The following is a 16,280-nucleotide window of genomic DNA, read 5'->3' as shown; positions in this document are numbered from 1 at the left end:
AGCCGTCACCTCGAGGAGGCCGAGTCCGTCACGGGCTCGGTCTCTTCGCGTCTGCGCAGGCGTTCGAGGACTCGACGAGTCGATGGGCCCACGCCGAGCATCGCCGCCTCGGTCAGGTGCCGTGGCACGTCGACGTCGCGGCGCAGTGCGGAGTCGGTACGCAGGTCGATAACGACCGCGCCGCCGGCCTTGTGCACGCCGAGCGACCCTTGGCCGAACGCCGGTCGCAGCCGCGCGGGCGTACGCGCGCTGAGCAAGGTGGTGCCGACGCCCTCGCCATCGGCGACGACGGCCCGTTCGTACGGCTCGGCGAGGGAGAGGGCGGTCGCCAGGGTGGGGCCGGTGAGCGCGGGAAGGTCTGCCGGTATGACCGCGACGCGGTCTCCGGGCGGTGCGACGTCTGCGCCGGCGCGGATCGCGGCGTTCAGGTCGAGGCCTGGATCGGCGACCAACCGGACTGCGTGCCGATCCCGCACCTTGTCGGCAAGCACGTCGTCGTCGCTGACCACGATGACGAGCGCCACGCGGTCGCAGTCACCCGCGGCCCGAATGGTGTCGAGTGCGAACGCGCGCGCCATCGCGGGCCGCAGACCGCCATACGCGGGTGCGAGCCGGGTCTTGGCGCGATCGGCGGCCTTCGCCGGGACGATCACCGACCAAGCGGCGTACGGTTCGACTGTCACTCGTTCGATTGTGCCGTACGCCCGCAAGCGGCCGGGCGGCGGCGGCATCTGCCGAGCGAGCCGTAACGATGGCCTAGTCTCTATGACTGACGCTGGACATGGACGAAGGAGCTTCGGTGGCACGTGACGTACGGCGCAGGTGGCGTTCGATTCGGGTCATCGGCCTCTTCCTGCGGCCGATTCTGACGGTGATCGTCCGGCGCCGCTGGAAGGGCGGGGAGAACCTTCCCGACGGGGGCTTCATCTTCGCGGTCAACCACATCGCGCACATCGACCCGCTGATGATCTCGCACTTCCTCTACGACCTCGATGTCTCGCCGCGCTTCCTGGCCAAGCAGGCCTTGTTCGACGTGCCTGTGCTCGGCTGGATCATGCGGGTGAGCGGCCAGATCCCGGTGCTTCGTAATACGAGGTCGGCCGCCGAGGCGTTCGCCGCGTCGGAGGACGCCGTGTCCGAGGGCGGATGCGTGATCTTCTATCCGGAGGGCACCATCAGCCGCGACCCCGACCTGTGGCCGATGCGCGGCAAGAGCGGTGCGGCCCGCGTCGCACTCGAGACCGGCTGCCCACTCGTACCCGTCGCGCAGTGGGGCTCGCACGAGGTGCTCTATCCGTACACGAAACGTCCCCATCTGATCCCGCGGAAGACGATCCGGATCACGATGGGTGCGCCGCTCGCGCTCGACGACCTCCGCGCCCAGCCGGTCACCGCCGCGACCGTACGAGAGGCGACCGACCGACTGATGCGCGAGATCAGCAGGCTGCTCGGCGAGATCCGCGAGGCGACGCCGCCCGCCGACCCGTACGACCCGGCCGCGCACAAGCGTGACGATCGCCAAGATCCAGAACAGAGGGAGTCCTGATGCCCGCGAGTCGCCCGATGGTCGCCGTGCTCGGAGCCGGCTCGTGGGGCACCGCGTTCTCGCTCGTGCTGTCCGACGCCGGCAACGACGTACACCTCTGGGGACGCCGGCAGGAGGTCTGCGACGCCATCAACGACAAGCGGGAGAACACCGAGTACCTCCCCGGCATCGTCATGCCCGAAGGCATCATGGCGAGCCACGACCCGGCCGTTGTGCTCGACGGTGCAGACCTCGTGGTGCTCGCCGTGCCGTCGCAGCGACTGCGCGAGAACCTCGAGGAGTGGGCCCATCTGATCTCGCCCGATGCGGTGATCGTCAGCCTGATGAAGGGGGTCGAGCTCGGCACCCACCTGCGCATGAGCGAGGTGATCGCGGAGCTCACCGGCGCGGGGCCCGAACGCATCGCCGTCATCACCGGCCCGAACCTCTCGCACGAGATCGCGCACCGCGAGCCGGCCGCGAGCGTCGTCGCATGCGCCGACTCCAGCGTCGCCGAACGCGTACAGGCGCGCTGCCACAGCCCGGCCTTCCGGCCGTACACCAACACCGATGTCGTCGGCTGCGAACTCGGTGGTACGACGAAGAATGTAATCGCGCTCGCAGTCGGGATGGCCACCGGCCTTGGCTTCCGTGACAATGCGAAGGCCACAGTGATCACGCGTGGGCTCGCGGAGACGGGTCGGCTTGCCACCGCGATGGGCGCCGACCCCAAGACGCTGTCCGGTTTGGCGGGCCTGGGCGACCTGGTCGCGAGCTGTAGTTCCCCGTTGTCGCGCAACCGCACGTTCGGCGAGAAGCTCGGCAAGGGGATGAGTGTCGACGAGGTCGTCGCCTCCACCCGTCAGGTCGCCGAGGGCGTCAAGTCCTGCGAGTCGATCGCCGAGCTCGCCGCGGCACATGGCGTCGACATGCCGATCGTGAACCATGTAGCGGCGCTCATCCGTGGCGAGCTGACGCCCGAGCAGATGCTGCGGTCGCTGATCACCCGCGAGCCGAAGTCGGAGTGGGCGTAGTGCATCGGCTGTGATGCACGTATGATGCAGGTATGCGTACCACTGTCGACCTTCCTCCTGCTGTGCACCGTCGTGCACAGGATCTGGCGCGGTCGAGAGGGCAGTCACTGTCCGCGACGCTTGCTGATCTGGCTGCCCGAGGGCTCGGTCAGCTCGACGAGCCGGTGGTGATCTCGACCGATGAGCGCTCGGGGTTCCCGGTCGTCAGCGTCGGGCGCAAGGTGACGACCGATGACGTCGCAGCTGCCCTGGACGACGAGTGACGGCAACCTACCTACTCGACGCGAACGTGTTGATTGCATTGACCGTCGCCGAACATGAGCATCATGCGCGGTCGTCGGCATGGGCTGCCGGCGTCGACAGCTTTGCCGTCTGCCCAATCGTCGAAGGAGCGCTGGTTCGCTTTCTCGTACGTATCGGCGAACGATCATCGGCGGCTCAGCAGGTGATCCGCGGAGTTCATGCACGGGCGGGATGCGCGTTCTGGGCAGACGAGATGTCGTACGCGGACGCACACCTCGACGAGGCTCGAGGGCATCGTGAGGTGACGGACGCGTATCTGCTCAGTCTGGCACTGGAGAAGGGCGCCACCCTCGCCACACTGGATCGGGCGCTCGCGGCAAAGGCACCGACCGGCGCACTTCTCGTTCCGGAGGCGTGACCGCGCGCCACGCGAGGGCGCGTGGGGCAGACCTCAGCCGGACAGGCCACCCAGTGCTGCCTCGAGGTCCCGCCACAGGTCGTCGACGTTCTCGACACCGACCGACATCCGGATGAGGTTCTCCGGCACCGTCTCGGGCTCGGACGCCCAACGGCGCCGCCGCTCCCAGGTCGACTCGACCCCGCCGAGGCTCGTGGCGTGTACCCACAGCGAGGTCGACCGTGTCAGCAGGTCCGCGGCCGCCGCGCCGCCGCGTACCTCGATCGCGATCATCGAACCGAAACCGGGGTAGCGCACCTTCTCGGTCGCGTCGTGCGCTTCGAGGCGGTGTGCGAGCTCGGCCGCATTGGCCTGGGAGCGCTCGAGACGCAGATGCAGCGTGCGTACGCCGCGCGCGGCCAGCCACGACTCGAGCACGCCGGGAACGGAGCCCAGGGTGCGGCGTCGCTCGTCCAGTGCGGTGTGCACGTCGTCGTCGCGGCTGACGACGGCACCGAGGACCGCGTCGCTGTGTCCGGCGAGGTACTTCGTGGCCGAGTGGAGCACGATGTCGGCGCCCAGCTCGAGCGGGCGCTGGACGAGCGGCGTGGCGAACGTGTTGTCGACCACGACCCGCGCGCCCGCTTCGTGCCCCGCGGCAGCGATCGTCTCGATGTCGGCGACCTCGAGCATCGGGTTGGTCGGCGACTCGAGCCAGACGATCGCAGCGTCGTCGCACGCGGCGACGACCTGCTCGGTGTCCTCCACGTCGACCCTGGCGACGTTCAGCAGCCCGCGTTGCTCGCGTTCGGCCATGATGGTCAGCACGCCGAGGTACGCGTGTCGCGGTACGACGATCTTCTCGCCCGGAGCGATCAGGTCGACGATCGCGCTGACCGCGGCGAGGCCGCTCGCGAACGTGAGCGCGCGGCCGGCCTCGAGCCGGCCGAGCACCTCCTCGAACGCCTCCCAGGTCGGGTTGCCGTAGCGGCCGTACTCCATCGACCCGCCGGCGACGTACGTACTGGCCGGTGTGAGCGGTGCGTTGAGCGGCGCGTCGGGTTCGAGCGGCGGCCGGCCGGCCGTGACGGCGACAGTCTCGGGTGCGAGCGGATGATCCATGGCGACATTGTGTCGTGCGCCGTCTGTGTACGGACGGGCGGTAGTCTCGGGCGGGATGAGTAGCGAATCGACCTCCCGCCGCCCACGTGTCGCCGTCGTCTTCGGGGGCAAGTCCAGCGAGCACGGTGTCTCGTGCCTGACCGCGCGCGAGGTGATGCGTGCGATCGACACCGACCGCTACGACGTGGTGCCCATCGGCATCACCCGCGAGGGCCGCTGGGTGCTCCAGCCGGGCGAGCCGAAGGTTCTCGAGCAGGGCGGGCTGCCCGAGCTCACCGAGGACGGCCCGGACATCGCGATCAGCAACGATCCGCGCCGCAACGAGGTCGTCGTACGCGAGTCGGCGTCGGCTCCGGCATCGATCGGTTCGGTCGACGTCGTGTTCCCGCTCCTGCACGGTCCGTGGGGCGAGGACGGCACCCTGCAGGGACTGCTCGAGATCGCGGGCACCCGCTATGTCGGCGCCGGAGTGCTCGCCAGCGCGGTCGGCATGGACAAGCAGTACATGAAGCTGGTGTTCGCCGCCGAGGGGCTGCCGCAACTGCCGTACGTCGTGATCCGCCCGCGGGAGTGGAAGGACGACCCGGATGCCGTACGCGAGTCGATCGCGTCGCTGCACTATCCGGTGTTCGTGAAGCCCGCTCGTGCCGGCTCCAGTTTCGGGGGCTCGCTCGTCCGCGAGCCCGCGGCGCTCTCCGACGCCGTCGCACTCGCGCAGGAGTACGACCCGAAGGTCATAGTCGAGGCCGGCGCCGAGGGCGCCCGCGAGATCGAGTGCGGGGTCCTCGAGGATCTCACCGGGCAGGCGCGGGCGAGCGTGGCCGGCGAGCTCGTCGTCGCCGCTGACCAGGGGCACGCGTTCTACGACTTCGAGGCGAAGTACCTCGACGGGTCCACCACGCTGCGCATCCCGGCCGACGTACCCGACGACATCGCCCAACGCATTCGGGGCCACGCCGTGCGGGCGTTCGAGGCGCTCGGCTGCGAGGGCCTGAGCCGGGTGGACTTCTTCTGGCTGCCCGACGGCCGGCTGGTCATCAACGAGCTCAACACGATGCCCGGCTTCACACCGACCTCGATGTTCCCCCAGCTGTGGGCAGCATCCGGACTCGACTACGCGGCGCTCGTGGAGCGGTTGATCGCCCTCGCGATGGCACGCGACACCGGGTTGCGCTGATCGTCGGTTTGTGGGGGCGGCATCCGGCCGCTTCGGCTCGGGTTCGCTGCCGGGTTTGCGGTGCGCTTCGGCTGGTAAAGAGACGCGGCGACGACGCGGCAGCGGCCTTTCGGCGGGCATGGCAAACCGTCACTTTGCACGGGGCACACCCCGTGCTGAGTGACACTCCACCGTGCTAAGTGTGAAACCCGAGCCGACGCGGTGGGCTTGTCGCGCGGACGAGTCAACTGATGCCCGTCAGATGTGTACCACGGGACAGGTGAGCGTACGCGTGATCCCGTCGACATTCTGGACGTTCTCGACGACGAGTGCGCCGAGCTCGTCGACGTTGGTCGCTTCCGCGCGCACGATGACGTCGTAGGGCCCGGTGACGTCTTCGGCAAGGGTGACCCCCTTGACGCCGGCGATAGCGGCAGCGACATCCGCTGCGCGACCGACCTCGGTCTGGATCAGGATGTACGCCTGCACCACCATGGGATGATCCTCCGCTCGTCGACTGGCCCCGTCACCCTACCGGACGGTTCGGTGGTTGGTGGGACAAGATACTCGCATGACTTCTGCATCGGGAGCGGCGACGACCATCTCTGACCTCGGCGAGTTCGGACTGATCGCCGCCGTGACGGCTGGCCGGTCCGACGCACCGCAGGTGCTGATCGGCCCAGGAGACGACGCGGCGCAGGTTGCGACGCCGGGCGGGTCGATCCTGATCTCGACGGACACCCTGGTCTCCGGCCGGCACTTCCGGTTCGACTGGTCGAGCGCGTACGACGTCGGGCGCCGGGCCGCGGCGGCGAACCTCGCCGACATCGCGGCGATGGGCGGTGTCGCCACCGCCCTGACGATCGGCTTCGCGGCACCGGGCGACCTCGAGTCGCAGTGGGCGGTCGAACTGTCGCAGGGGATCGCCGACGAGGCAGCCCTCGTCGGAGCCCACATCGTCGGTGGTGACGTGACCGCGGCCGACGAGGTGATGGTGTGCATCACGGTGATCGGGCGTGCCGGCGAGCAGGTCGTACGCCGCAACGGTGCTTCGCCCGGCGAGGTCGTCGGGCTTCGCGGCCGTATCGGCTGGGCCGCGGCCGGGCTCGCGGTACTCGGGCGGGGATTCCGCTCGCCGCGCGTGGTCGTCGAGGCACACCGGCGTCCGGAGCCGCCCTACGACGCTGGACCGCAGGCCGCCACGGCCGGCGCAACGAGCATGATCGACGTGAGCGACGGGCTGATCGCCGACCTGGGACACGTGGCGGAGAGCAGCGGTGTCGCGATCGACATCGCCTCCGAGGCCTTCGAGGTGGCCGAGCCGCTCGTATCGGTGGGCGCGGCCATCGGGGTCGACCCACGGTCGTTCATGTTGACCGGGGGAGACGACCACCCCCTGGCCGCCACCTTCCCCGCAGACGCCGAACTCCCCGAGGGCTGGACAGCCATCGGGGAGGTACGCGAGGGGTCGGGGGTCACCGTCGACGGCGAGGAGTACGAGGCCGCCGCCGGCCATGAGCACTTCCGGTAGGTGGTAGTGCGCGCCGCTGGGGTCAGCGGGTGACCTTGCCGGCCTTCAGGCAGGAGGTGCACACGTTGAGGCGCTTCGGCGTGCCGTTGACGGTCGCCCGCACCCGCTGGATGTTGGGGTTGAACCGACGGCGCGTACGCCGATGCGAGTGGGACACGTTGTTGCCGAAGCCAGGTCCCTTGGCACAGATGTCGCAGACCGCAGCCACCGCACACTCCCAGGTTGATCGAAACAGACTCGGACGTCGCTCAGCGGGCACCGAACAGGTGATCATGCGAGCAACCGGAACAGGATATCCGATACCCCCAACGGCACGCCAATCGGCACCTCGTCGGCCGGGGTGGCTAGTGTTCGTGGTCATGACCGGGACGCTCACCGCAGACGGATTTGCGCGCTGGGCGCGCGCGTGCGTCGATGCGCTGGGTGCCGCGCGGGCCGAGATCGACGCGTTGAACGTCTTCCCGGTGCCCGACAGCGACACCGGCACCAATGTCTACCTCACGTTCGAGGCAGCCGCGTCCGCCTCGGCGAGCGAGCACGAGGTCGAGGCGATGGTCACCGCCTTCGTCGACGGGGCACTGCTCGGCGCACGCGGCAACTCCGGCGTGATCATGGCGCAGTTCGTACGTGCGGTGGCGCGCGACCTGGCGGGGCCGATCGGGCCGCACGAGCTCGCCGGCGGGCTCGTGCACGCGAGCAGCGCGGCGTACGACGCGGTCGGCACGCCCGTTGAGGGCACCATGCTCACGGTCGCGCACCGTGCCGCAACGCGCGCTCGCGAACGCGCCGACTCCGGCGGGAGTGTCGCCGAGGTGCTGACCGCCGCGGCCGCCGCCGCGCGCGACGCCCTCACGCACACCCCCGAGCAGCTCGCCCGGCTCCGCGACGCCGGAGTCGTCGATGCGGGCGGTCGCGCCCTCGTGGTGATCCTCGACGCGACCGAGCAGGTGGTGACCGGCCGCTGGAACGGCACGCCCACCGGCGTACTCGGAACACACGACATCCCGACACCCGCGCTCGACACGTCCGCCGAGACGGGCGGCCCGGGCTATGAGGTGATGTACCTGCTCGACGCGCCCGATGCGGCGATTCCCGACCTGCGTTCGGCGCTCGCGCCGTTGGGCGACTCGCTGGTCGTCGTCGGCGGCGAGCGGTTGTGGAACGTCCACGTGCACGTCGACGACGTCGGCGCGGCCATCGAGGCGGGCATCGCCGCCGGTCGACCGCATCGGATCGAGGTCACCCACTTCGCCGACGCGGCCGCCCGGCGCTCGCACGACGGCCGGTCGACCTCCGGCCGAGCGGTCGTGTTCGCCGCCGCCGGTCCGGGGCTCGCCCGACTCTCCGCCGGCGCGGGCGGGCACGTGCTCGAAGTTCAGCCTCGGTCAGCGGCTGGTGGCCGCCGACGTCCTCCGTGAGATGACGGCGAGCGACGCGGCCGAGGTGATCGTGCTGCCGAACCACGGGCCGTACGTGCCGGTCTGCGAGGCGGCCGCGATCCAGGCGCGTGACGCCGGCCTTCGGGTCGCGGTGATTCCCACGCATACGCAGGTGCAGGGGCTGTCGGCGCTCTCCGTGCACGAGCCCGGCCGCGGTTTCGACGACGACGTCGTCGCCATGACCACCGCCGCCGGCCACACCCACCACGGTGCCGTCACGATCGCCCGCGAGCACGGCATGACGATGGCGGGAGCGTGCGAGCCCGGAGACGTGCTCGGCGTCATCGAGGGCGAGTTCGCGATCGTCGGTGACGATCCGGCGCGGGTCGCGTACGACGTCGTCGACCGGCTGTGGACGGGGAGCACCGAGCTCGTGACCGTCGTACGCGGTGACGGCTGCGACGACGCGGTCGTCGACGCCCTGCGCGAGCGCCTGCACGACGTACGCCCGGACGTCGACGCGGTCGTCTACGACGGCGGCCAGGATCGCTACCCGCTGTTGCTGGCGGTGGAGTGACCATGGACCTCGAGAGCAAGCTCGACCGGGCGGTGGGTACGAAGCAGCTCACGGCGAAGCTCGACCTGCATACCGTGGGCGACCTGATCCGGCACTACCCGCGGCGGTATCTCGACCGGGGCTCGCTCACCGACCTGTCGGAGCTGCGCGAGGGCGAGCAGGTCACCGTGATGGCCCGGGTCGTGAGCGCGAAGAACTACTCGTACGGCAACCGACGCACGCGCACCGAGGTCGTCATCACCGACGGCACCGGCCGCCTCCTACTCACGTTCTTCAACCAGCGATGGGTGTTGAAGCGGGTGCACGAGGGCGTCCACGGTCTGTTCGCCGGCAAGGTCGACTCGTTTCGCGGCCGACTCCAGCTCCTGCATCCGGAGATGGAGCTCCTCGACGACGACGCGACCGCCTCCCGCCTGACGCGGTCGCTGATCCCGATCTACCCGGCCGCCAACAAGCTCCCGTCGTGGAAGATCGCGAATGCCGTCGAGCACGTCCTCGACGACCTCGGTGAGCTGCCCGATCCGATCCCCGCAGACGTACGCGAGCGCCACAGCTTCGTCGAGTTCCGGGCGGCGCTCGAGGGCGTCCACCGGCCGGACGAGCGGCCCCAGCTCGAACAGGCCAAGCGCCGTCTCCGGTACGAGGAGGCGTTCGTGACGCAGACCGTGCTCGCCCGGCGCAGGTACGCGACGGCGCACGAGTCCGCGGTCTCGCGGCCGCAGGCCGACGACGGACTACGCGCACGGTTCGAGAAGCGGCTGCCGTTCGAGCTGACCACCGGGCAGCGCGAGCTCGTGGCCCAGCTCGGTGACGAGCTGGCCGGCACGATCCCGATGCACCGCCTGCTGCAGGGTGAGGTCGGGTCGGGCAAGACGATCGTCGCGCTGCTCGCGATGCTGCAGGTCGTCGACTCCGGGGGCCAGGCGGTGATGCTGGCCCCGACCGAGGTGCTCGCGCAGCAGCATCAACGCTCGATCACCGCGATGCTCGGCCCGTTGGCCGCCGGCGGGATGCTCGGCGGCGAACCCGACGCCACCCGCGTACGGCTCCTCACCGGCTCGATGGGTGCGAAGGCGCGCAAGGAGTCGCTGCTCGACGCGGCGTCCGGTGAGGCGGGCATCGTGATCGGTACGCACGCGCTGCTCGAGGATCCCGTTCAGTTCGCCGACCTCGGGCTGGTGGTGATCGACGAGCAGCACCGGTTCGGTGTCGAGCAGCGCGCGACGCTTGCGGAGAAGGCGGCGGCGAAGCCGCACGTACTCGTGATGACGGCGACGCCGATCCCGCGCACGGTCGCGATGACCAGCTTCGGTGACCTCGAGACATCCACCCTGCGCGAGCTGCCCGCGGGCCGGCAGCCGATCCAGACCAACGTCGTCCCGGCGCGCGACAAGCCCGAGTGGCTCGTACGCGCGTGGCAGCGCGTCCGGGAGGAGGTCGAACGCGGGCGCCAGGCGTACGTCGTGTGCTCCCGCATCGGTGACACCGACGGTGGCGTAGCGGACGAACCTACCGCCGAGCCGGAGTTCGACGCGGATGCGGACGAGTCGCAGGAGCGACCGCCGCCCGTATCGGTGCTCGCGCTCTACGACGAGCTGTCGAGCGGGCCGCTCTCCGGACTCCGCGTGGCGGTGCTGCACGGTCGGATGCCGGCCGACGAGAAGGACACCACGATGCAGCGGTTCTCCGAGGGCGACATCGACGTGGTGGTGTCCACCACGGTGATCGAGGTCGGCGTGGACGTGCCGAACGCCTCGGTCATGGTCGTGATGGACGCCGACCGGTTCGGGGTGTCGCAGCTGCACCAGCTGCGGGGGCGCGTCGGCCGCGGCGACGCACCCGGATTGTGCCTGCTCGTGACCGCGGCCGATCCGGACGGCCCTTCGCGCGAGCGTCTCGACGCGGTCGCCTCGACGACCGACGGGTTCGAGCTCGCGCGGCTCGACGTCGAGCTGCGCCGCGAGGGTGACGTGCTCGGGTTCCGCCAGTCCGGCGGCCGCTCGGGGTTCCGCTTCCTGTCCGTCGTACGCCACGAGGACGTCATCGAGCAGGCGAGAGCCGATGCCTGGGAGACGGTCAGCGACGACCCCGACCTCGCCGGCGAGCCCGGGCTGCTCGCCGCGGTACTCGAGCTGGAGCGTACGGAGCGCGCCGACTACCTGGAGCGGTCATGACCCGCATCATCGCGGGTACGGCGGGTGGTCGCCGCATCGCGACACCACCCGGCGACGCGACCCGGCCGACCACCGACCGCGTACGCGAGGCGCTGTTCTCGTCGCTGGAGTCGCAGCTCGGTGGCTGGGACGACGTGCGGTTCCTCGACCTGTTCGCGGGCTCCGGTGCGAACGGTCTCGAGGCGCTCTCCCGCGGAGCCGCGCATGCGACGTTCGTCGAGTCGGACCGGCGTACCGCGGGCGTGATCCGCCGCAACGTCGAGACCCTCGGGTTCTCCGGGGCCGACGTCACCTCGGCAGCGGCCGCGTCGGCGATCGCCCGGCTCGCCCCTGCGTACGACGTGGTGTTCCTCGACCCGCCGTACGACTACGCCGACGAGTCGCTCGCGGCGCTGCTGACCGCCCTCGCCGACGGAGGGCTCTTCGCGCCGGACGCGGTCGTCGTCGTCGAGCGGGGGGCACGCTCGCGCGAGCCCGCCTGGCCGGAGGGCGTCGAGTCGATGCGCTCGAAGAAGTACGGGTCGACGACGCTTTGGTACGGTCTCGGTGCCTGACACGGAGCCACCACGAGCCAGAGGCCGGACGAGAGAGGGCGACTATGCGTAAGGCGGTATGTCCCGGATCGTTCGACCCGGTGACGAACGGGCACCTGGACATCATCTCGCGCGCGGCGAAGCTCTTCGACGAGGTCGTCGTACTCGTCGGCGCCAACGAGAACAAGCGCGGCCTGTTCACCGTCGAGGAGCGGCTCGCGATGCTCGAGACGGTGGTCGCCGACTACGGCAACGTGCGGGTCGACTCCTTCACGGGCCTGCTCGTCGGCTACTGCTCCGATCATGACATCCATGCGATCGTCAAGGGTCTGCGCGCCGTCACCGACTTCGACTACGAGCTGCAGATGGCGCAGATGAACGGCAGCCTCGCTGACGTCGACACCGTGTTCGTGCCGACGAGCCCCGACTACTCCTTCCTCGCCTCCAGCCTCGTCAAGGAGGTCGCGAAGCACGGTGGCGACGTATCGGACCTTGTCCCGCCGAGCGTCCTGAGGGCCCTTCAGGACCGGCTCGCCGGCCGCTGAGGGCGCGTGACCTGCGCCGTGTCGGGCCCGCTCGGTAACCTTGACGGTGGCCGGAACCGATTCGGCCGCTGATCCCGAACCCGGATGTGAGATTTGCCGACCCTCGACCACCGAGCACCACTGGTGCTCGACACCCACGAACTCGGCCGCCGACCCGGCACCGAGCGTGAGGTCGCGCTCGACGTACCCGCTCCCGCCGATATCGGCGTCGACATGCTGCGCGTACCCGAGGGAGACCCGATCGCGCTGGCGCTGCGTCTCGAGTCGGTCATGGAGGGCGTGCTCGTCACGGGCACCGCGAGCGTCGACCTGGTGGGTGAGTGCGTCCGCTGCCTGACCGACGTCACCGACACGTTGACCGTCGACGTACAAGAGCTCTACCTGTACGACGACGCAGACCCCGATGAAGACGAGCAGACGAGCCGGATGGACGGCGAGCTGCTCGACCTCGAGCCTGCCGTACGCGACGCCATCGTGCTGTCGCTGCCGCACAACCCCTTGTGCACCCCCGACTGCCCCGGCCTGTGCCCGCAGTGCGGGTTCCGACTCGCCGACGACCCGGATCATGGTCACGAAGAGCCGGTCGACCCCCGCTGGGCGGCGCTGCGTGACCTCGACGTCGGAGACTCTGGTGCGGTGCAGGACGAGTCATCCGAGCAGAAGGAGTCATCGTGACCGAAGGCGACGTCGCACCGGGCCACCTCGAAGACACCCGCGAGCTCGCCGAGGCACTCGGCGTGCCCGAGCTCGAGCCCGACCGGTTGTCGCATGCGCTGACCCACCGTTCGTACGCCTACGAGCACGGCGGCGTACCCAACAACGAGCGCCTCGAGTTCCTCGGCGACGCGGTGCTCGGCGTCATCATCACCGACACGCTGTACAACGCGCATCCGGACCTTTCCGAGGGCCGGCTCGCGAAGCTGCGCGCTGCTGTCGTCAATGCACGGGCGCTCGCCGACGTCGCCCGCACGGTCGGCATCGGCGCGTTCATCCGGCTCGGCCGCGGTGAGGTGACCACCGGCGGCCGCGAGAAGGCGTCGATCCTGTCCGACACCGTCGAGGCGCTGCTCGGTGCCATCTACCTGCAGTTCGGGTTCGACCGCGCGGCGGAGGTCGTGCACCGGCTGTTCGACCCGCTGCTCGACGTCGCCGCGAACCTCGGTGCCGGCCTCGACTGGAAGACGAGCCTGCAGGAGATCGCCGCCGACAACAACCTGGGTGTGCCCGAGTACCTCATCGCCGAGAGCGGCCCCGACCATGCCAAGACCTTCACCGCGAAGGTGCGCGTCGGCGACGACGTCTTCGGCGAGGGCGTCGGCCGGTCGAAGAAGGAGGCCGAGCAGCAGGTCGCCGAGACGGCATGGCGCACCATCAAGGAGAACCTCCCGGCGGTCGAGCCGGGCAGTGATGCCTGAGCTGCCCGAGGTCGAGGTCGTACGCGACGGCCTGGAGCGGTTCGCTGTCGGCCACGCCATCAAGCGGGTCACTGTGTTGCATCCGCGGCCGATCAGGCGGCATCTGGGTGGCCCGGTCGACTTCGCCGACCGGCTCGCCGGTCGTACGATCATCGGCGCCCGCCGCCGGGGCAAGTACCTGTGGCTGCCGCTCGACGACGGTGACGCCGTGCTCGCACACCTCGGCATGAGCGGCCAGATCCTCGTCCGCGACTCGGGCGAGGAGCCCGAGAAGCACCTTCGGGTGCTGTTGGAGCTGGACGCGCCGTACGACGTGCGCTACGTCGACCAGCGGATGTTCGGTGGGCTGTCGCTGAGCGAGGACGGTGCCGAGCTGCCGCCGGAGATCGCCCACATCGCCCGCGACCCGCTCGACCAGGGCTTCGACGACGCCGACTTCACGGCGCGGCTGCGGCGCCGGCGTACCGGCATCAAGCGGGCCCTGCTCGACCAGTCACAGGTGTCGGGCATCGGCAACATCTACGCCGACGAGGCGTTGTGGCGCGCTCGGTTGCACTACGCGCGCCCGACCGAGACGCTGCGGCGCGGCGAGGTTGCCAGTGTCCTCGACGGCGTGCGCACGGTGATGGGAGAGGCGCTCGCCCAGGGCGGCACGTCGTTCGACTCGCTGTATGTCGACGTCAACGGTGAGAGCGGCTACTTCGAACGCTCGCTGAACGTGTACGGACGCGACGGACTGCCGTGCAACCGGTGCGGCACGCCGATCCGGCGCGACGCGTTCATGAACCGGTCGTCGTACACCTGCCCACGGTGTCAGCCGCGGCCGCGAAGGGCGCGTTGGTAGACGCGCGTCCACAACCGAGTCCACAACCGTCGGAACGTTGGTTGTCAGCCGTACCTACCGACCCTCGCGTCGTATCCTTGATCCGAGGAGGAGCCTTGAACGACGCGCAGACGTGGACCGTGATCGGCGGCTTTCTTGCCGTCCTCGTCGCTATGTCGACGATGCTGCTGCGAACAGTGCGCACGGAGATATCGTCCTTGCACACAGAGATCGAGGCATCCCGGGCCGTGACTGAGGTGCGCTTCGACAGCGTGGATCGGCGGCTCGACGGCCTCGATCGTGACGTTCAAGCACTGGGCCGCCGCGTCTTCGGTATCGACGAGTAAAGGCCGCGCACAGCCTGCGGATACGCTGCCCTCGATGACCGAACCCACGTACGCCGACGAGGCCCGCGAGCGTCGCGTACCCGAACCCACCAAGCGACTCGACCGCACGTCGTTCGAGCGCGACCGTGCGCGGGTCCTGCATTCGGCGGCGCTCCGACGGCTGGCTGCGAAGACCCAGGTGGTCGGCCCGGGCACCGACGACTTCGTACGAAACCGGCTGACGCACTCCCTGGAGGTGGCGCAGGTGGCGCGCGAGCTCGGCAAGTCGCTGGGCTGCGACCCCGACCTGGTCGAGACCGCCGCGCTCGCGCACGACCTCGGGCACCCGCCGTTCGGGCACAACGGCGAACGAGCGCTCAACGAGGCGGCCAGCGCGTGTGGCGGCTTCGAGGGGAACGCCCAGACGTTGCGCATCCTGGCCCGGCTCGAGCCCAAGACCTTCGCACCCGACGGGTCGAGCGTCGGCCTCAACCTGACCCGTGCGTCGCTGGACGCCTGTGTGAAATACCCGTGGCTGCGACAGAACGCTCCGGTGCCGGCCGGCTCGCACGCCGACGGCTCACCCCGGCTGATCCGCAAGTTCGGCGCGTATGACGACGACCTCGGCGCGTTCGAGTGGCTGCGCGCGGGCGCCGAAGGCGACGCGCGGTGCATCGAGGCGCAGGTGATGGATCTTTCCGACGACATCGCGTACTGCGTCCACGACCTCGAGGACGCGGTCGTGGGAGGTCGCCTCGGGCTCGGCCAGATCGACGACGACCGAGGGTCCGTCTGGGACACCGCCCGCGACTGGTACGTCCGCGACGCGACCGACGACTCGCTCGATGCGGGCCTGGCGCGGCTGCGTGAGATGCCCGAGTGGCCGTCGGCGTCGTACGCGGGCGAACGCGGCGACCTCGCCGTGCTGAAGAGCCTGACGAGCGCGCTCATCGGCAGATTCGCAATGTCGGCGCGTTCGGCGACGCGTGACCTCTACGGGGGGTCTCCACTCACGCGGTACGCCGCGGATCTCGTCGTGCCCAGTGAGACTCGTACCGAGATCGCCGTACTGAAGTCGATCGTGGCGCACTACGTGATGCGGGCGGACGACCGCATCACGCACCTGCGCGAACAGCGGGCCCTGGTCCAGGGTCTCGTCGACGTCGCCCGAGAGCGTGGCCCGGTCGTGCTCGAGCCGTTGTTCGCCGCCGACTTCGACGCCGCGGGCGACGACACGGCCCGGCTTCGGGTCGTCGTCGACCAGGTCGCATCGCTCACCGATGACTCCGCGCTCGACTGGTCGAAGCGGCTCCTCTGAGCCGCCCAGGCCGTGTCTGTCTATGCCCCGTCGGCTCGCGTGCCTCCGCATCCCGCCTGGCGGCGTTGCGGTCGCTCGAAGTAGGACCGGCTACGCCATCGCTCCCGCGCGAATGGGGGCACCTCCCGGCCGCCTTGCGGCTGGGGGACAGATCGGGCGCGGAGACTCGCTCCCTATCGACG

At 70.0% G+C, this 16,280-nt stretch carries 20 protein-coding genes; 16 read left to right on the top strand and 4 right to left on the bottom strand.

The annotated features are described in order from the left end of the window. Positions 1–5 precede the first annotated feature (5 nt). Positions 6–683, bottom strand: coding sequence for a 2-phospho-L-lactate guanylyltransferase (cofC, locus tag L0C25_RS01110; protein ID WP_271634530.1), 678 nt, complete (start codon positions 681–683; stop codon positions 6–8). Between the two features lie 116 nt (positions 684–799). Between cofC and L0C25_RS01105 the strand changes: the two genes are divergently transcribed. From L0C25_RS01105 to L0C25_RS01090, 4 genes are read left to right on the top strand one after another with little or no spacing between them, the layout of a single operon-like run. Further along, positions 800–1,546 (top strand): lysophospholipid acyltransferase family protein, encoded by a 747-nt coding sequence (locus tag L0C25_RS01105; protein ID WP_271634529.1) that lies wholly within the window; start codon positions 800–802, stop codon positions 1,544–1,546. Beyond that, entirely contained in the window at positions 1,546–2,559 is a 1,014-nt protein-coding gene (locus L0C25_RS01100; RefSeq protein ID WP_271634528.1) for an NAD(P)H-dependent glycerol-3-phosphate dehydrogenase, read from the top strand. Before L0C25_RS01105 ends, L0C25_RS01100 begins: the two co-directional genes overlap by 1 nt. 32 nt (positions 2,560–2,591) lie before the next feature. Then, positions 2,592–2,822: a hypothetical protein gene (locus L0C25_RS01095; protein ID WP_271634527.1), complete on the top strand. Its 231-nt coding sequence runs from the start codon at positions 2,592–2,594 to the stop codon at positions 2,820–2,822. Beyond that, positions 2,819–3,220, top strand: a complete 402-nt coding sequence (locus tag L0C25_RS01090) for a TA system VapC family ribonuclease toxin (RefSeq protein ID WP_271634526.1) — start codon at positions 2,819–2,821, stop codon at positions 3,218–3,220. Before L0C25_RS01095 ends, L0C25_RS01090 begins: the two co-directional genes overlap by 4 nt. A 33-nt stretch (positions 3,221–3,253) precedes the next feature. Here the strand turns inward: L0C25_RS01090 and L0C25_RS01085 are convergent, their stop codons facing one another. Continuing rightward, positions 3,254–4,321: a trans-sulfuration enzyme family protein gene (locus L0C25_RS01085; RefSeq protein ID WP_271634525.1), complete on the bottom strand. Its 1,068-nt coding sequence runs from the start codon at positions 4,319–4,321 to the stop codon at positions 3,254–3,256. Between the two features lie 55 nt (positions 4,322–4,376). Here L0C25_RS01085 and L0C25_RS01080 point away from each other — a divergent pair, with 55 nt between their 5' ends. Continuing rightward, the gene (locus L0C25_RS01080; protein ID WP_271634524.1) at positions 4,377–5,498 is read left to right on the top strand and encodes a D-alanine--D-alanine ligase family protein; all 1,122 of its coding nucleotides are present in this window, start codon (positions 4,377–4,379) and stop codon (positions 5,496–5,498) included. A gap of 237 nt (positions 5,499–5,735) precedes the next feature. Here L0C25_RS01080 and L0C25_RS01075 read toward each other — a convergent pair whose 3' ends face one another. Continuing rightward, positions 5,736–5,972, bottom strand: a complete 237-nt coding sequence (locus L0C25_RS01075; RefSeq protein WP_271634523.1) for an Lrp/AsnC ligand binding domain-containing protein — start codon at positions 5,970–5,972, stop codon at positions 5,736–5,738. A 76-nt stretch (positions 5,973–6,048) separates the two neighbouring features. On the opposite strand from L0C25_RS01075, the gene L0C25_RS01070 reads away from it, so the two are divergent. Beyond that, positions 6,049–7,008, top strand: a complete 960-nt coding sequence (locus L0C25_RS01070; RefSeq protein WP_271634522.1) for a thiamine-phosphate kinase — start codon at positions 6,049–6,051, stop codon at positions 7,006–7,008. Positions 7,009–7,030: 22 nt separating this feature from the next. Here the strand turns inward: L0C25_RS01070 and rpmB are convergent, their stop codons facing one another. Continuing rightward, entirely contained in the window at positions 7,031–7,216 is a 186-nt protein-coding gene (rpmB, locus tag L0C25_RS01065; protein WP_271634521.1) for a 50S ribosomal protein L28, read from the bottom strand. A gap of 151 nt (positions 7,217–7,367) precedes the next feature. On the opposite strand from rpmB, the gene L0C25_RS01060 reads away from it, so the two are divergent. The 10 genes from L0C25_RS01060 to L0C25_RS01015 all read left to right on the top strand — a co-directional run bounded on the left by L0C25_RS01060 (position 7,368) and on the right by L0C25_RS01015 (position 16,098). After that, on the top strand, positions 7,368–8,426 hold the full coding sequence (locus L0C25_RS01060; RefSeq protein ID WP_271634520.1) for a DAK2 domain-containing protein: 1,059 nt from the start codon (positions 7,368–7,370) through the stop codon (positions 8,424–8,426). Beyond that, positions 8,404–8,964, top strand: coding sequence for a hypothetical protein (locus L0C25_RS01055; protein WP_271634519.1), 561 nt, complete (start codon positions 8,404–8,406; stop codon positions 8,962–8,964). Before L0C25_RS01060 ends, L0C25_RS01055 begins: the two co-directional genes overlap by 23 nt. A gap of 2 nt (positions 8,965–8,966) precedes the next feature. Continuing rightward, positions 8,967–11,138, top strand: a complete 2,172-nt coding sequence (recG, locus tag L0C25_RS01050; RefSeq protein WP_271634518.1) for an ATP-dependent DNA helicase RecG — start codon at positions 8,967–8,969, stop codon at positions 11,136–11,138. Continuing rightward, entirely contained in the window at positions 11,135–11,692 is a 558-nt protein-coding gene (gene rsmD / locus L0C25_RS01045) for a 16S rRNA (guanine(966)-N(2))-methyltransferase RsmD (protein ID WP_271634517.1), read from the top strand. Before recG ends, rsmD begins: the two co-directional genes overlap by 4 nt. Before the next feature lie 44 nt (positions 11,693–11,736). After that, positions 11,737–12,216, top strand: coding sequence for a pantetheine-phosphate adenylyltransferase (coaD, locus tag L0C25_RS01040; protein WP_271634516.1), 480 nt, complete (start codon positions 11,737–11,739; stop codon positions 12,214–12,216). Between the two features lie 93 nt (positions 12,217–12,309). After that, positions 12,310–12,891, top strand: coding sequence for a YceD family protein (locus L0C25_RS01035; protein WP_271634515.1), 582 nt, complete (start codon positions 12,310–12,312; stop codon positions 12,889–12,891). Then, positions 12,888–13,631 (top strand): ribonuclease III, encoded by a 744-nt coding sequence (rnc, locus tag L0C25_RS01030; protein ID WP_271634514.1) that lies wholly within the window; start codon positions 12,888–12,890, stop codon positions 13,629–13,631. Before L0C25_RS01035 ends, rnc begins: the two co-directional genes overlap by 4 nt. Continuing rightward, positions 13,624–14,475 carry a bifunctional DNA-formamidopyrimidine glycosylase/DNA-(apurinic or apyrimidinic site) lyase gene (mutM, locus tag L0C25_RS01025; protein ID WP_271634513.1) on the top strand — a complete coding sequence of 284 codons (852 nt, stop codon included), beginning with the start codon at positions 13,624–13,626 and terminating at the stop codon, positions 14,473–14,475. Before rnc ends, mutM begins: the two co-directional genes overlap by 8 nt. 95 nt (positions 14,476–14,570) lie before the next feature. Then, positions 14,571–14,801, top strand: coding sequence for a hypothetical protein (locus L0C25_RS01020; RefSeq protein WP_271634512.1), 231 nt, complete (start codon positions 14,571–14,573; stop codon positions 14,799–14,801). 34 nt (positions 14,802–14,835) lie between these two features. Continuing rightward, positions 14,836–16,098 carry a deoxyguanosinetriphosphate triphosphohydrolase gene (locus tag L0C25_RS01015; RefSeq protein ID WP_271634511.1) on the top strand — a complete coding sequence of 421 codons (1,263 nt, stop codon included), beginning with the start codon at positions 14,836–14,838 and terminating at the stop codon, positions 16,096–16,098. The last annotated feature ends 182 nt before the right edge of the window (positions 16,099–16,280 follow it).

The sequence above is a fragment of the Solicola gregarius genome (genome assembly GCF_025790165.1).
Lineage (GTDB): Bacteria > Actinomycetota > Actinomycetes > Propionibacteriales > Nocardioidaceae > Solicola > Solicola gregarius.
This window is presented reverse-complemented; position numbering and strand designations above follow the sequence as displayed.

What these genes read in the sequence shown, in the direction of transcription:
- L0C25_RS01095 (WP_271634527.1), top strand. Translation starts at nt 2,592, where the DNA reads ATGCGTACCACTGTCGACCTTCCTCCTGCTGTGCACCGTCGTGCACAG.
- rsmD (WP_271634517.1), top strand. Translation starts at nt 11,135, where the DNA reads ATGACCCGCATCATCGCGGGTACGGCGGGTGGTCGCCGCATCGCGACA.
- recG (WP_271634518.1), top strand. Translation starts at nt 8,967, where the DNA reads ATGGACCTCGAGAGCAAGCTCGACCGGGCGGTGGGTACGAAGCAGCTC.
- L0C25_RS01075 (WP_271634523.1), bottom strand. Translation starts at nt 5,972, where the DNA reads ATGGTGGTGCAGGCGTACATCCTGATCCAGACCGAGGTCGGTCGCGCA.
- L0C25_RS01080 (WP_271634524.1), top strand. Translation starts at nt 4,377, where the DNA reads ATGAGTAGCGAATCGACCTCCCGCCGCCCACGTGTCGCCGTCGTCTTC.
- L0C25_RS01060 (WP_271634520.1), top strand. Translation starts at nt 7,368, where the DNA reads ATGACCGGGACGCTCACCGCAGACGGATTTGCGCGCTGGGCGCGCGCG.
- L0C25_RS01070 (WP_271634522.1), top strand. Translation starts at nt 6,049, where the DNA reads ATGACTTCTGCATCGGGAGCGGCGACGACCATCTCTGACCTCGGCGAG.
- L0C25_RS01100 (WP_271634528.1), top strand. Translation starts at nt 1,546, where the DNA reads ATGCCCGCGAGTCGCCCGATGGTCGCCGTGCTCGGAGCCGGCTCGTGG.
- coaD (WP_271634516.1), top strand. Translation starts at nt 11,737, where the DNA reads ATGCGTAAGGCGGTATGTCCCGGATCGTTCGACCCGGTGACGAACGGG.
- L0C25_RS01085 (WP_271634525.1), bottom strand. Translation starts at nt 4,321, where the DNA reads ATGGATCATCCGCTCGCACCCGAGACTGTCGCCGTCACGGCCGGCCGG.
- mutM (WP_271634513.1), top strand. Translation starts at nt 13,624, where the DNA reads ATGCCTGAGCTGCCCGAGGTCGAGGTCGTACGCGACGGCCTGGAGCGG.
- L0C25_RS01015 (WP_271634511.1), top strand. Translation starts at nt 14,836, where the DNA reads ATGACCGAACCCACGTACGCCGACGAGGCCCGCGAGCGTCGCGTACCC.